Annotated in this window: 13 protein-coding genes; 1 reads left to right on the top strand and 12 read right to left on the bottom strand. The window is 36.6% G+C overall.

Features of this window, described 5'->3' with window-relative positions; genetic code table 11:
- Positions 1-34: 34 nt before the first annotated feature.
- The 7 genes from IGI49_RS00370 to IGI49_RS00340 all read right to left on the bottom strand — a co-directional run bounded on the left by IGI49_RS00370 (position 35) and on the right by IGI49_RS00340 (position 6,653).
- Positions 35-700, bottom strand: coding sequence for a hypothetical protein (locus IGI49_RS00370; RefSeq protein WP_429962979.1), 666 nt, complete (start codon positions 698-700; stop codon positions 35-37).
- A gap of 4 nt (positions 701-704) precedes the next feature.
- A complete protein-coding gene (locus tag IGI49_RS00365; RefSeq protein WP_429962978.1) occupies positions 705-1,208 on the bottom strand; it encodes a hypothetical protein in 504 nt (167 codons plus the stop codon).
- A gap of 36 nt (positions 1,209-1,244) precedes the next feature.
- Positions 1,245-2,615, bottom strand: a complete 1,371-nt coding sequence (locus IGI49_RS00360) for a glutamate decarboxylase (RefSeq protein ID WP_429962977.1) — start codon at positions 2,613-2,615, stop codon at positions 1,245-1,247.
- Between the two features lie 25 nt (positions 2,616-2,640).
- On the bottom strand, positions 2,641-3,621 hold the full coding sequence (locus tag IGI49_RS00355) for a choloylglycine hydrolase family protein (protein WP_429962976.1): 981 nt from the start codon (positions 3,619-3,621) through the stop codon (positions 2,641-2,643).
- A gap of 568 nt (positions 3,622-4,189) precedes the next feature.
- Positions 4,190-5,968, bottom strand: a complete 1,779-nt coding sequence (locus IGI49_RS00350; protein ID WP_429962975.1) for an oleate hydratase — start codon at positions 5,966-5,968, stop codon at positions 4,190-4,192.
- A gap of 62 nt (positions 5,969-6,030) precedes the next feature.
- A complete protein-coding gene (locus IGI49_RS00345; protein ID WP_429962974.1) occupies positions 6,031-6,423 on the bottom strand; it encodes a DUF805 domain-containing protein in 393 nt (130 codons plus the stop codon).
- Positions 6,424-6,503: 80 nt separating this feature from the next.
- Positions 6,504-6,653, bottom strand: a complete 150-nt coding sequence (locus IGI49_RS00340) for a hypothetical protein (RefSeq protein ID WP_207703609.1) — start codon at positions 6,651-6,653, stop codon at positions 6,504-6,506.
- 115 nt (positions 6,654-6,768) lie between these two features.
- On the opposite strand from IGI49_RS00340, the gene IGI49_RS00335 reads away from it, so the two are divergent.
- Positions 6,769-6,942 (top strand): hypothetical protein, encoded by a 174-nt coding sequence (locus tag IGI49_RS00335; protein WP_429962973.1) that lies wholly within the window; start codon positions 6,769-6,771, stop codon positions 6,940-6,942.
- Between the two features lie 385 nt (positions 6,943-7,327).
- Here the strand turns inward: IGI49_RS00335 and IGI49_RS00330 are convergent, their stop codons facing one another.
- The 5 genes from IGI49_RS00330 to IGI49_RS00310 form a co-directional block, all read right to left on the bottom strand.
- Complete coding sequence (locus IGI49_RS00330) at positions 7,328-7,885, bottom strand: DUF308 domain-containing protein (protein ID WP_429962972.1); 558 nt, start codon at positions 7,883-7,885, stop codon at positions 7,328-7,330.
- Positions 7,878-10,358 (bottom strand): YhgE/Pip family protein, encoded by a 2,481-nt coding sequence (locus IGI49_RS00325; RefSeq protein ID WP_429962971.1) that lies wholly within the window; start codon positions 10,356-10,358, stop codon positions 7,878-7,880. Before IGI49_RS00325 ends, IGI49_RS00330 begins: the two co-directional genes overlap by 8 nt.
- A complete protein-coding gene (locus IGI49_RS00320; RefSeq protein WP_429969586.1) occupies positions 10,345-11,775 on the bottom strand; it encodes an amino acid permease in 1,431 nt (476 codons plus the stop codon). Before IGI49_RS00320 ends, IGI49_RS00325 begins: the two co-directional genes overlap by 14 nt.
- A gap of 551 nt (positions 11,776-12,326) precedes the next feature.
- On the bottom strand, positions 12,327-13,706 hold the full coding sequence (locus tag IGI49_RS00315) for an MDR family MFS transporter (RefSeq protein WP_429962970.1): 1,380 nt from the start codon (positions 13,704-13,706) through the stop codon (positions 12,327-12,329).
- Positions 13,707-14,301: 595 nt separating this feature from the next.
- Positions 14,302-15,795 carry a helix-turn-helix domain-containing protein gene (locus IGI49_RS00310; RefSeq protein ID WP_429962969.1) on the bottom strand — a complete coding sequence of 498 codons (1,494 nt, stop codon included), beginning with the start codon at positions 15,793-15,795 and terminating at the stop codon, positions 14,302-14,304.
- Positions 15,796-15,859: the final 64 nt, after the last annotated feature.

The following is a 15,859-nucleotide window of genomic DNA, read 5'->3' as shown; positions in this document are numbered from 1 at the left end:
TCTGTCACTCCTGGGCTCCGAGAGAATCTAAGATTTATTCTTCTGCATCTAACGGAAAATCAATTTTGTAAGTGTGAGAGACTTCTTCGCCTGAATCGTCTTTAGCCTTGAAGGTTACATCCACACCCTTAATATTTTCTAGCTTTTCTTCATCTTCCATTCTGAAATGAATATAGCCATCCTTGTGTTTATTAGATGTCAAAATTTCATCATCCCATGTATCAAAAAAAGTCTGAGCTTTTACTTTCGTTCCATCCGACAAAATCATTTCAGCCTTATCAGGTGTAATGTGCTTGTCAGAAGAATCTTCATTTTCGATCTTATATTTCAGAGATAACAATGTTTTAAAGTTTTTACCATCTTTATCCTTGTAGTGGTCGACAGTTACTAATTTGGCATGAGCAATATCAAGTGTGATACCATCCCAGTCCGAATTCGAATAGTCCGTAGCATAAGAAATTTTGTCTTTTACTCTAGGATCAATTCCATCCGTAACAATATCTTTAAAGTAGCCATCATCTTTCAAGCTTTCAGAACCAACAACAATATCATCACCACTGTCATCGGTCATAACTGTTTCAGAGACTGACCCGCCGACAACGTCACCAGATTGTTCCTCAGTTTTCCCACAGGCTCCTAACAAAGCCGCTGTAGAGCCCAAACCTATCATCGTAATTACTAATGTTTTATTCAATTTCATATTCTTAATCCTCCCCTAAATGTTTGTTTGCAACGTCAACATCTTCTTTAACTTCTTGATAATTGAAACGTTCGATTTGACCATGTAAAACATTTGCAATGAGTACATCCAATAATTCTTCATCGTCTTCGTCCATGTACACAATTAGACCTGAAGTATTAGGCATCAAATTCTCACTGACTCTGTCAAAAATTGTTGTTGTCTTCTTAGCCTTAACATAATTGGTCCCTACACCAGCAAGATCACCAATAACCCAGCCGCATAATACTCCTAAAGGACCACCTAAAATACCGATAATTGCACCAATTAAACCACCGGTTGCCACACGGTTGCCACTTTCAAAATCCAAACTATCTTTGATTGAGAAGGCCGTTCCTTTTCCGTTTTTTTCGATAATAGCTGCTTGTTTGATATCAAGCGTGTTTCCGTTAGAAATTCTCTTTAGTCGAGATAATGCTTCGTAATTCGATGCGTTATCCTCAAAGGTAATTAAAGCAATTTTTTTCATAATTTATTCTCTCCTATCTAAAATAGTTACTATTGATTAATGAGTGAAGCCTTGAACATGTGGTTTTTCATGAACATGCATGGATACATCTGCTTTATTTAGTTCAGAAATAGATCGATTAATGTCTTGGATCAACGCGTCTGCCATGTTCATTCCAAAGTCCCCGCGACAGACAAATCGTTGAATCACAATATTTTCTAAATCTTCGGGTAATGGATAGGCGGGCACTTGCCATCCCTTCATTTGTAAGCGGTCTGCTAGATCATATAAATTCCAAGCCACCGACGAATTATCCTTTAATTTGTAACAAACGATAGGAATGTTTGAACCATCGTTATAGATGTCAAACAGCTCCGTTTTTTCGATAGCTTGGGCGATCTTCATTGCTACCTTTTGAGTTCTTAAATGAATCGATTTATAGCCCTCAAAGCCGAAACGATAGAAATTGTAGTACTGACCTAAAATTTGACTCGCACTGCGCGAAAAATTAATTGCCATGGTTGGGATACTTCCACCTAAGTAGCTTACGCTAAAAATTAATTTTTCTGGCAGATACTTGCGATCTTTCCAAATGACCCAGCCAATCCCTGGATAAACCAAGCCATATTTATGGCCTGAAGTGTTGATTGAAACAACATTGTTTAATCGGAAATCCCATTCTAAATCTGGAAAAACAAATGGTGCAAACATTCCACCACTCGCTGCGTCTACATGGATTCCTAATTCTCTTCCTGTTTCCTGATTAAATTGTTCAACCTTCTCATCTAGAGCTTTAATGTCATCATATTTTCCGGTGTAAGTAATTCCTAAAATTCCAACAATACCAATTGTATAGTCGTCTACGTAGTCCATTACTTTGTCTACATCGATGCTAAGCTGGTCTTCGTCCATTGGAACGGTTCTAAGTTCGATGTCCCAGTAGACGCAGAATTTTTCCCAGCAAACTTGATAGCCTGAAGAAATTACCAAGTTCGGTTTATTCTTAATAATATCTACGCCTCTTTTTACTGCTTCTTCTTGCCATCTAAATTTCATGGCCATTCCACCTAGCATGCAAGCTTCACTAGAACCCACAGTGGATGTTCCAATCTTATTTTCCATACTTGGTGCATTCCATAAATCGGCAATAATGTTGACACAAGCTTCTTCTATTGCGGCTGTACTTGGATACTCTGACTTGTCAATGGCATTTTTTTCAAGGGTTTCTGCCATTAATTTATTTGCTTCAGGTTCCATATAGGTTTGACAAAATGTTGCCATATTTTGTCGTGCATTGCCTTCATCAATCAATTGATCCTTAATCAATCGATAAGCCATTTCTGGCTCTAACGGTTCTTGGTTCAATTTGTTTAGAATGACATTTTCCTGTGCTTGTTTTGATCCAAACACTGGAATATTATTTTTCATACTGTTTCTCCTAATCTTTCATTGATCACTTGTACTCAAGTGTTTTGCTAACCTTAAATTCCTTAATATCTTCTTGCTTCAGCAGCTCATCTGTCATCGATACTTTAGTAATACTGTTACTTGAATAGTCTTGATAATAGATCGTTCTACTCTCATTACACAAAATACTTATGAACTGTGAATAATCTGGACTCCCGGTAGTTTCTATTACGATCCCTTTAGGAATTTTGACTGTTCCTAAGATATGCAGAGAATTCCGGACTGCTTCCTCTTCATTTTCTGCTTCTTCAATATGTTCTTTAAAGAAAGCAGCTCTCACAAATCTTTCTGGTGGTGTGTATCCTCCGGGCAAGCCAGAAGTTCCAGTTCCTTGAGAAAACGGACTTGCTTCGTATTCCCCAAATTTAACTTTTGGTAATTGTTCCGGTTGAACATTCAAATAGTTTCTCAAATTTTCGATGTGCCATTCCAATTGAGGGGTATTTGTTAACACATTTACAGGATTTTCTTTAAAGCTTAGCTCTGATCCTGTTGGTTCGATCACAACGGATCTTCCTTTTGTATCGGTTAAAATCCAATGTAAAGGAACCACCACACCTAATTCAGGAATTGTTTTGCCAACTAAGTTTACAAACGGCAGCAGCTCCTCTAATTCCTCAAGAGATTCTATGGTGCCTAAAACCCACATAATGAATTCTTGTGGACACAGATTAATTTTTCCTGGTTTTGCGCTTGATTGATACACAGCTTCACCAGGTAAATATAATTCTGCAATTGATATTCCTCGTTCATTTACCCCATCGCTAACTAAGTAAGTCCCACCGGTTTCTCTTCCTGTTCCTAAAAATCCTAGGGTATTTACTCGTTGTGCTTGATCACTATCAGATAACCAACTATGCTTTCTCGGAAAATACATCGGCCCTATATTTAAAGGGTATGAAAAATCCATTGTTCTAGATAATACATGTTTATCATCTTTAGTTGTGATAAAAATACTTGTACACATGACGACCATCCATCCTTTCTTGTTTATTCTTGTTTACAAAAATTAGTTTACTACTCTAACACCCTCCCCGATGAACAGGTTCTGTCTTTTTATACGACAGGATTGGCGGTTAAGCGGTTCTATTTACAGATAGGCTTGATTCTATCGCCTAGTAGAAAGAATCTTGGTACATACCGACAGCAGCTATTTCTTAGAGATTCTTGATCTGAAAATATGCCAAGTTACTTCGACATCTCTCGCTCTGACTTCAGATGAGTGCCGCTAATAATCTGTTTTTTTTTAATCTTTTCATTCGTCCCAAAAATTTTCAGGGCTAGACATTCCTCTTTACTTTTATTTGCTGGAACTCTCTGCTCGATTTTGGTTCTTCTTTAGAATTCTCTCAGCTTATCTTAGTATCAGAGAGCTGCTCTTCAAACTAAGTTTTTCTTTTATGACTTCTTTGACTCGGCTTCGTCGGAGTAGTTTATTCATTGTTTAATCTATTCTTTGCCTCACAAAAAAAGACAGCCAAAAAGAATTCTTTTGACTGCCTTCGATCATTTGGTTTTAGTTTGATGCTCATTCATCAATCAATTAAATCTGAATCCTGCAGCAGCTCTTCCACAAAGGTCCCTTTCATTTTCTTCAATTCATGTTTGCCTAAAAGTCTTTCTACTAGAGGCACATTTAACTCCGACAATTTTTTCTTGTCATTTAAATAATACGATGCTTTTAGCAGCATGCGAACATCATAACAAGAATCAAAGACTTCTGGAATTCCACGATCTACCTCTAAGAAGCTATACACAGCTTCCATTGCTGTTCGTACGGAATATTCGGTGGTAAAAACAGTGTCTCGTTCTGTTTCCGCAAAATTACCGATAAACGCTAGATTCTTTGATCCCTCTGGAATGACAAGTGGGCGATCACCTTCTGCTCGCGGCATGAAATAAGAAGTAATATACGGCATGTAACATGGAACAATATTGCATGAGTTAACAGCCAATTCTTCAATTAGCTCTGTTGGTACGCCCATATGAAATAACCATTCTTGGGCAATTTCATTCCCGGTACATTGTGTAATCGGCTTTTTAATATAGTTTCCATCAGTGTCAGACAAAAGTGCGTAAAACCAAACAACTAACTGATCTTCTGGCTGATTTTTAAAATGAGGTTGTCGATTTAATGTGTAGCTAAGTTTCCAGTTGGAATCTTTTGCATGGACGATTCCACCTGTTACTACTTTTCCAGCATATGGATCGCGTTTACTTATTTTTTCAATATAAGGCGCAATCTTTTTATCTAATGTAGTAATTGTCGCTGAAACAAACCAGCTGGATTCTGGAAGATTTTCATAAAACTTTTTGGGGTTTCCAAATGAACTATCCTGTACAGCAAGTTTTTCCCATAAGCTCCAGCTGCCACCTAATTTGTGTGAGACAGGTGCTGGAGTATCGTTGTTTCCGTAAGTAGAGCTTTCTGTAATGGAGCCATTGGTTACAAATACCAAATCATTTTCAGTTAGTTTGATTCGAGACGGTACACCTTCCACATTTAGGATTATTTCCTCAGCCCATTTATGTCCATTTTCGGCTTTTTTCACAAGAATATTTTCTACTTTAGTATTGTATTGGAAATGAACTCCTTGGGCCTTCAAATACGACAATAGCGGCAATACCAATGATTCATATTGATTATATTTTGTGAATTTCAAAGAAGAAAAATCGGCTAGAGCATCAATGTGATGGATGAAGCGCATCAAGTAACGACGCATTTCCATTGCAGAGTGCCATTGTTCAAAGGCAAACATCGTGCACCAATATGTCCAAAAATTGGATTCAAAAAATTCTTTGGTAAATACATCAGTGATTTTTTTGTCCTGCAGCTGTTCTTCTTTCATCATACAAAGAGCCAGGATTTCTTTAACAGAAGCTTCACTTAGCGTTAATTGGCCATCTGTATCTACTTGCTCCCCACGATTATGAATTAATCGGCAATGAGAAGAATTGGGATCTTCTTTATTTAACCAATAAAATTCATCTAAAACGGAAGCATCTTCTACTTCTAAAGAAGGAATTGATCTATAAAGATCCCAGAGACATTCAAAATGACTTTCCATCTCTCTTCCACCTCGGATGACGTAGCCGTATTCTTGTTCATAAATACCGTCCAATGAGCCTCCAGTGATCGCCAATTCTTCCAAAATATGGATTTTTTCTCCTGGAACACGTCCGTCCCTAATTAAGAATGCTGCAGATGCAAGCGAAGCTAAGCCGGAACCAACTAAATAGGCTGAGACACTTTCAGAGCGAGCAGGTTTTACAGGTCGAGCAAATGCTTCATAATTTCCATTTGAATAATACATTACTATCAGTCCTTTTCTTCTTTTTTATTGTAGCTGTACAAGATATACAGTAAGAGTTCTTTTTAACGCATAGATTGATTCATATATTCCGAAAATTCATTTTTTTTATATGATTTTGTTGGTTGACAAAGCAGAATAATTAAACCAATCCATCCAATTACTGGGATCAAACCGATCAGTACCCAGGCCGCAGATCGATTGGTATCATGCAGTCGTCTAGCCGTTAAGGTAAATTGTGCTATGAACAATAGAGCACCTACTGTCACAACGATTGGGTTAAAATTTGAAAACTCAATATACGAAAATCCTGTCACTGCAATTCCTGTGCTGTAAAACAGCATATTATATAGCACACTGTATACAATGGTAGGAATCCAATATTGCTTTCTGGTAGCTGTGTAATTCCACTTAAACATGTCTTTCCAATATTCTAGTAATGTGTTTATTGTGTCCATCTTCTTTCAATTCATTTATTTCGATTAGGAGCAGCACGCTATTTCGTCAGTAAAGCTGCCTTTATTCCTGCAGGATTTTCTTATCCATTTTGTTCTAGTTTCGCTACTGCTTTTTCAATTGTGGTACCAGTCGCAAACCGGCGTTCATCCTGTTCATCGAAAATAATGAATACATTTTGTTCCGTATCTAAAGTTACGCGATAACTCAAGTTCTTTCGGGTAAAGGTCACCAGGCATTCTCCTTTCGTATAGAATTGACATACTCATTGCATCTAGTGTTTGTTAATACCATGAGATATCTTAAAAGGTGAGATATTATGTTGTTCTTCTGTAGGAGGTCCATCAATGGTAGACATGTACTCTATTAATCTGTCAGTAGGAAAAAGAGCACAAGAAACGATGAAAGAAATAGCTGCTAGCACAACAGAAATCTTGTGGTATTTTTGGTTTCTTTCATTAAAGTACAGAATCCCTCCAAAGCTAAGCAGAAAAAGAATGAAAAAGAATAGAAACACTTAATACTCCCCCTTTCTTTAAAATTAGAATTGAGAATGTTCCCTATGAGAAGCTTCTGACAGGCACTGTGATCGCTTCTAACATAATAGCTCTCCTCCTTATAGGGATAGAATAGCCCAGATTCACCACTGGTTATTGATAAATACTGTCGTAATTTCCGACAAATTTACCCAATTATAGTCACCTATTAAAAAAACTGTGAGGCTGCCTGATCAAAAAACAGCAGCTCTCACAGTCTAATTTAGTGAAGCGTTTCTCGTATTCATTTCGGGTAAAAAGATTCTTTTTGCCCTTTCTGTGATTGTGCCTCCACTTCAATTCCATTGTTGTTTCAACTAAATTGATTTTTACAGAAGGCTATCCATCAAAAACTCTCTGATACAACCATTTATATGGAATGCAAATTATCTTTGTTTATCACGCCGCCAATGATTTTCATCAAACCAAATAATAAGAAGAAGTTACCAATCAAAGAAGGAACGCTGATAAATAGCGAATTTCCCATAATGAGTAAAATCAACCCAATACACAGTCCAACAAAATCAGCAATTATCGAAAGGTAATAATACACTTTTGATAATGACATCGCTAAATCTAGCATAAAGAATGATAAAACGGCGTCGCATATAAACCATATACCAAAAAGAACAGACAGCTCTCTCAAGCTTAATGTAGCATTGGCAATCAATATCATACCAATAACTAAATCGATGCAACCCACGAAAACCGATGAGTATTGATTATGATGTGTTCTGGCTTTAATTTTGGTTCTATTTAATAGTTCAAAAAAGCCTTTAATCAATGAAAATATCCCAAAAATTTGAACCGATTCTACAATTGTATCTTCGGTATATTTCATGGCCAAGAGAGCCATACATATATAGACAGCACCTGTTAATAATTGTAAAAAGCGATAAGATTTAAATAGTTTAGTTAATTTAGCCACGATCATTCTCCTTATTCTTAGTTGCTTCTATTTGTTGAGACAGCCGTTCACTGTCGATTGTTTCTATTTCCAACAATTTTTGATTGTCGTTTAATATCGATACATCGCGTAAGTGTTTCTTTTGTAAATAATGCATACTAATACGTAGAAGTGTTACAAACACCACAATCAAAGCAACTAGTATTGTATAGCATTTTATTAGCAATCCTTTACTTATACCGCCAGCTATAGCATTTCTAAACGCATAGAGAGAATAGGACATTGGCAAGTAAGGATGAATCATTTGGAAAAATTTCCCTTGTGTTTGAATTGGGAATGTTCCGGCAGCTCCACCCAATTGCAAAACTAATAGAATCATCGCCACAAAGCGTCCTGGATTATCAAAGGTCATCGCCAAAAACATTACAATCGACATATAGGACCACGCTGTAACAAGAGCAGTACTGTACAGTGCAAATACGTTATATGCAGGCAGCTTCAGCAACAGCATAATTGTCACTTGTATAATTGCCATTAGGCTGGAAACCACAAACCCTAAACTCACTTTGCTCAACCACCATGCCCTGCTGGATTCTCCAGGCATAGAGGATTTTCTAATTGGGTAAACAAAATTAAACAACATACAACCGACAAACAGAGCAAGAGACATAATATAGGGTGCCAATGCTTCTCCGTAGTTATTTACTTTGCTATACTGAACATTTTTTAAATCAGTCGGATCAACAAAATGATTGATGGTTTTATGGGTAATTTTTACCGTCTCCGCTTTATCAACCCCTTGATCCAACCCACTGGCTAATTCGGCAGCACCATTTTTCAATTGAGAAATGCCAGATATTAATTCAGGCGACTTGCCATTTAATTCATTTAGACCACTTTCTAGTTGTGACGAACCTGAATTCAATTGATTAATCCCACTGCTCAATGTCGGGATTTTTGATTGAAGCTCTGACAAGCCAGTTGTTAATTGGGAACTTCCTGCAGCAAGCTTGTGTGCTCCTGAAACAGCTAATGGAATGTCATTGGCTGTTGTATTTAACATACTGCTGATAGCTTCCAATTGTTCAACAATTGATACTGCGTTAGTTGAGGCTGGAACAGCTCCTAACGCTGATTCAATTTGCTGGCTGCCTTGCTTAGCGGTTTGTATTGCCGTTTGTACATTTTGGGCATTGCCAGCCATGTCAGACGCAATACTCTTCATCGCATTCGCTTGTTGCGCAATTAATGCTGTGCTATCGGATAAAGCAATTAAATTACTGGAAATTTCGTCTGTTCGTGCAGTTGAGTCTTGCTTAAACTTCGTTAGATTAGCAGCAATCGCGTTATTTAGCTCAGTAATCATCTTCGATTTTAAATCTGCTGATAATTCCTCATTGCTTTGAATAATGTTCGTAATATCTGTATTTATAGCCGCTTCTACTGACGAAACATCGCCTGACAAATTTTGGAGTTTCGCTGCGATTTCATTGCTTTGCTCCTGGAATCGTGAGGCGTCAACAGAAGCTTGATTTAAGACAGTCGTGTTAGTAATTAACTCAACTAATTGTGTTTCAGCCATTGCTAGTTGCTGAGACAGCTGATTCCGCATATCAGGCGGCAAATTATTCTCAAAATTTTGCAGAGAGCTGCCCATTTCTTGTGCAGCAGCTGATAGAGTAATCAGACCGCCATCAATCTCATTAATCTTTGATCGGTTCGCTGCTACCACATTATCTAATTTGTTTAACGCCCCGCTCAATTGTTGTGAACCTTGACTCAGTTGGCTGACACCTGAGGATAATGGACCAACACCTGAGGCCAGTTCAGCCGTACCATTAGATAATTGCTGCGAACCCGCATCGGCTTGTGCTACACCTTTAGTGTATGCACCAATACCTGCAAACAATTCGTTGGTTCCTGAGGCTAATTGATTAGATCCGCCAGCTGCTTGCTCCAAGGAACCAATCATCTTGTCAGCTACTCCATCTATCGCAGTTACATACGATTTTACGACCTGATTTCGAACTTTACCTTCTAGTTCCGTAGCTGCTACTTCAGAAATTTCCTTCCCTATATAGTTATATGAATCATTTGTTGTATAAGTAATGTTCATTTTATGGGGATTCTCTTTAATAATACTGGCAGCTGATGCCGAAAAATCTTTAGGGATAGTAACAATCATGTAGTACGACATATCTTTCATGCCTTTGTTGGCTTGCTTTTCAGTTACGAAATGCCAGTCTAAGTCTTTATTTTTCTTTAGGTTCGCTACGACTTGATCGCCAACATCGATTTTTTGCCCTAACAAATCGACTTCCTTGTCTTCATTTACTACGGCAACCGGCAAGTTTTTTATTCCGCCATAGGGATTCCATAACGATTTATCAAAAACAGCTGTATAAATTATAGGAATAAACGTAATAGCAATGACGGAGATTAACAAAATCCGATTCTTGAATAAATTCTTGAATTCATTTTTAATCATTTTCATTTTTATCTACCCGACCCTTTTCATGTTTCAACTTATTAGGATATGAATAAAAACGATAAAATACAAATGGAATTGTCAAGGTAATCAGAAAGCCCACGATGAGACTAATCAAGTACGCATGACTCTGATCGTGAGGGATAGTTGATGGTACAATGAATGCTGTACAGACTGCTCCAATTGAAATCAATAGACCCGCCCCTGCAATCACACGTTTAGCTAACAATCCTCCTGGAATCTGAAAATCTCTTTTGGCCTCCTGATGTTTCTTCAAAATGACAAAATACGATACAAACAACAGAATATAGGCACTTAAATAAATTAGAACCGTTAGAGAAATCGCCGTTTGGAAACCTACATTGCCACCAGATCCTCCTGATCCAAAAGTTAATACCGCTGCCCAGATCGTGACAATTATTCCTTGAATCATTAGAATCCGAACAGGAACATCGTTGTCATTTTTGCGAGCCAATTTCTCTGGTAATAATTTCTTTGCTGCTGCAAATTGAAGTCCTTCCGTAGGACTAACGATCCATGAACTTACCTGTGCTAGAATACCGAAGGAAATAAGAAAGCCGATTAATTTAACACCAAAGCCAATATGTCCTGGTGAGATTAATTGATTCGCTGTATCCATCACACCTTTATTGGAAGAAATTTTTCCATTGAGCACGGTAGAAACAACGCTGCCACCAATTGTGCTCATCACTATACCGACAACAACTAGTAACATTAGCAATTTGGGGTAATTTTTTTTTGCATCCTTTAGTTCTGAAAAATGCGTAGCTGATGCTTCAACCCCCATGTAAGCTAAAACAAAAGAAGTCAAATCCCCGATGTTTTTCCCCGTTGGCAAAAACGAAGAAGTTGAAAACTCATGAGAAACAGTATGACCAGCTAAAAAATATTTAACTGTTAAATAAAATAGGACAATAACCGGAAGAACAATACCGATGCTAAAACCATACTTAGCTATTTTAGCGGTAGTCTCTGTTCCTTTTAGTTGCAGAAGGGTTACAATCCAGAAAATTCCGATTACTGACAAGAATTTGAACAATGGATCATTATTCATTGCTGGTATTTCTAAAACATAGGACAGGGTTCCTACGATAAAATAAATCATCGTCACAAATCCGACTGTCACCTGAAACCATTGGAAAAATAATGCAGCAAAACCAAACTTTTCGCCTAAAGGTTTGCCCACCCAGCTGTAGATTCCACCTTCTTGGTATCCCTCGATTGTAGCCATTTCCGCAGAACACAACGCAACTGGAAGAAACCAGCCGATTCCACAAAGCAGTAAGAAAAAAATTAACGCTTTACCTGATGCAGCAAACGTGGGATATTCGTATACTGTGATAAAAAGAGATGCGGTCATAGAAAAAAAAGCAAAATTAGACATCTTTTTTCGTTCGTTCAATTGTAAATCTCCTCTCAAAATAATCTGTTAACACTTATATCCTAAACGTCTTTTATCCATGAAAGTCTTCAATTCTTGTCGCAAAAAGAGACAGTTATGGGTATAACGATACGAAACCGTTCTCAAATGTATCCTTTGCCGCAATAGATTTTTTAGATGAAGGAGCTGGATACAATAAATGAGAATTACCATCACTAACCCTTAGAAAGTTTCCGAAGATAAATCGAAAGAAGGAGAGGTTTTACAAACGTATATAGTTGGTATTTTAATAGAGGAGGATTGAATAGAATTGGGCGATTGTTCTCGTTAGAGGAAACATAGGAACTTTAAGATAAAAAAAATACGCAGTTGACTGCGTGGGAGAGAAAAAAGATCCGTTGAAAAACTGAAGTGTTAATCCTCTAAACCGTGAAAGTTCAATAGTTGAGAATTTTACCAACTAAAAAACTTTCACTTCTTCTGGTTTAGAAAACTATTTAAATGGTTTTTCACCGGTTTATCCAGTCAGTAAGCAGCGATGATTCAGAACAACTACTTTATCCAAAAGGACATTATTGGATTTTTTGAACTGTCTTTTTAGGTATTTTAAAAGAAATAACCAATGCAACTAGACAAAAGAAAGTAGCTACATAAAATGACCCATGATACCCCTTAAGCAGTGTTTGTGGACTATTTGATGTATTCGTCACCATTGTCATCACGCTGATCATAATAGCAGTCCCCAAGGAACTAGCAATTTGTTTCGTTGTTTTGTTGATCACTGAAGCATCACGGAGTTCAGAATTTGGTAAAGCATTCATCCCAAAGGTGGTCAGCGGCATCAATACCATCGAAATTCCCAGCAATCTAAAGGCATAAAAAATAATGACTATTACCATTGGTGTCGTCGATTTGATAAACACAAATGGAAATGTAAAGGCAGTTAAAATCGCCATCCCTGCAATACACAATCCTCTGGCTCCATACTTATCGAATAATTTCCCGCTAATTGGACTCATAATCCCCAGTGCTATAGCCCCTGGTAATAAAGAAAGACCCGATTCAAAAGGAGACATAGTACGAATATTTTGGATGTACATTGGAATAACCATTTCAAAACTAATCATGGCCATATTTGCGATAGCCAACAAAATACAAGATATTAAGTAGTCTTTTTGTTTAAATGGCTCTAAACTTAAAAATGGATTCGATAATTTTTTCTGTCTAAGAACAAAACGATAGATAAAGACACAGCCTACTACAATGCTGGCAATTAAAAGCCATTTATTAGCATGCTTAGCTGAAATTAGTGACAACCCATAAAGCAATAATCCTAAACCTAAACTAGATTCAATAACCGAGAAACTATCAAGTTTTGTTTTTTCAATGGGTAAGACTGGCCGCATAAAACAAATTGATAAAAATAAAACGACGACGATGATCGGAATTAGCATTAAAAAGAGAACATGCCAATTATACATTGTTAATATGAAACCAGACAGAGACGGCCCAATCGCTGGTGCTAAACAAATAACAATACCAGCAATTCCCATAATAGCACCACGTTCATTCTTTGGTGATAAATAAAGTAATACTGTCTGAAAAAGCGGCATTGCGATTCCAACACCAATTGCTTGAATCACTCTACCAAAAAGTAGCTGATAAAAAGAATTTGCTGTATAGCAAAGGCTAGTACCGATTAAAAAGATAATTTGTGAAGCAATATATAAATATTTGGTATTTACTTGGTGCATTAACCAACCAGATAACGGAATAACCACCGCTGTAACTAGTAAAAAACCGGTTGTTAACCATTGTACATAATCAGTGGAAACAGATAAATCTTTCATTAAGGATGGATAGGCTGTCGTCAATAGTGTTTGATTTAGGAACATCGCAAAAGTTCCTAACAATAGCGTCATAAATACAAGCTTTGTTTGTTTATTCGTCATTCTAGAATTTCTCCTCTTTTCATTAAATCATCGTCTTTGATCAAAAGTCCAAATCATTAAGTCGTTGTAATACTGAGTATAAGCGATTCAAATTTGATTATTGATTGAACTCTGTCCTGTTAGACGACATTTTTCTGATAAGTAAAAATTTGAAAATCTAAAATTTAACCTGCTTGATTACGCTGCTAAATAAACGAGAGAATCCATCAAAAAACTAGACGACCCCTCCCCTTTTTACACTATCCGCAGTAATCCTATTTAGCCAATTAATTCTACTACCGGATAGATCTAAACAAAAAGCTAGATGTGAAGACATAAAAAAAAGCATGCAATTGTCTGCATGCCGTTTCTGTGTTATTCCGTCTATTCATCGATCTTCTTAATTATAGAATCATTTCTATACCAGAACTTTGGAAGGATTTCGTTCTCGGAAATCCGATATCCCTTACTTCAAGATAAAGTCTCTCATTTCTTTAGTAAACTGATTTACTAAAAGTGTCTCTTATCGACGAAAATTAGTCGCTGATTGTCGGATAGTCCTCCTATTTCTAGTTACGCAGAAAATAGGTTGCATGCTACACTTACCGAATCCTGATTATGACACCTGTTGAATAGAGTGTTCATTCAAACTATCCTGTAGTTTGTTTAACTCTGCTTCTAAGAATAAATAGTCCCTTTCCTTCAGAGGATAGTCAATAGTACACACATGCTCGCGTGAATCATATAAAGAAGGCATGGTGGTAACTAGAATATCTTCTACACCTGATTCTGACTCCACTACTGACAGGTTAAACGTGTCACTAAATTTCCTTTTTAGATTGACTTTCAGATTTTCTCGTACTAAAAATGGGAATTCAGAATCGATCCCTATTATTATCCGTGGATCGTAGCTATTTGGGCTTTTGAAATGAGAGAAGATTGCAGCATATATTTTAGATAAAAAGACTTTCTCTTGGAGAATATCGGTTTGAAAATCAATCGCTTCAATAAAGTTTTCCAATCGGAAAATTAAATTGTCCGAAAAGGTTTTTCCATTTTTAATATTTTGACCGTTAATATCAAACTCAATTCCAGGAAATACTTTGCAGTACAAGTGTGCACAGAAGCAGTAGGTAAAAAATACATCTTTTCTTTCTTCCGGTATTTCGAAGAATTCTTCTTGAAAATTCTTCATGACTACTTCAGTCAATCTGTAAACATCGGTTTGCTTCTTTTCATGGAACAATAAAATTCTTTCTTTTATGGTATCGGATTTAAACATTCTGTATTGCATTTGTACCACCAATAGAATAAAGTAGATCTCATTATCATTGTATACTTGGTAATTGTTGATCTCCTGACTTATGAATGATTCATTTCTTAAAGCGCCAATATTTACATAATCATCCCAATTTTCATGAGACTCGATAAAATATTTTTTCTTATTTCTCATTAAGCATACAGCAGACATAAATAGCATCTGTTTTTTGTGTATTTTTGTGGTTTGAATTCCAGCCTCTTCGAAAAAGATATCGACGGATTGTAAAATTTTCTCTTCAGATATATATGAAAAGGGCCAGCTGTCATTTTTGAAAACAGCCCATAAGAACATGTATGTGAATACCCTAATATTTTTTTCTTCGCCGCAAAAAGATAAGTTGGACCGGTTTATCGATAAATTAAATTTAGCGAGCAGCAATGAAATTTTATCTAACGATTTTTTTACTGAATACATACTGATGAAATTTTCTTCAGAATATTGTTTAGTCGTTTTTGTTTTAATTAGGCACATTTCGATAAGTAGTTTGACTGTTTCATCAGAATAGATAATAAATGTTTTCAGATCATTTATGGTTCCGGAATTGCTTTCTAGCCTCAACCCCTTGAATTTGCTATAGGTTATTTCTACCGTATTTTTACCAGAAGCATTGAATTCTTCAGTGATCTCTTCCAGATAATGTATGTACCGTTGGATGCTTCGTTCGTTCAATGATAATTCATTGGCTATTTTTTGAACCTCTAGCCACTCATTCTCATGCTTAGATAAATCTATTATTCGATAGATCATCTGATTTTTAGTTTCTAATAGATCAAAAAGTTCATTCTCCATGTGTATCCTCCAAAAAAAGTCAATCGCTGCAAAAACGATTTTTACGACCGGTTTATTTCTCTTA

It is taken from the genome of Enterococcus sp. AZ071, from assembly GCF_050499065.1.
GTDB classification, from domain to species: Bacteria; Bacillota; Bacilli; order Lactobacillales; family Enterococcaceae; genus Enterococcus_A; species Enterococcus_A ferrettii.
Note: the sequence above shows the minus strand (reverse complement) of the source record. Positions and strands in the feature narration are given on the sequence as shown.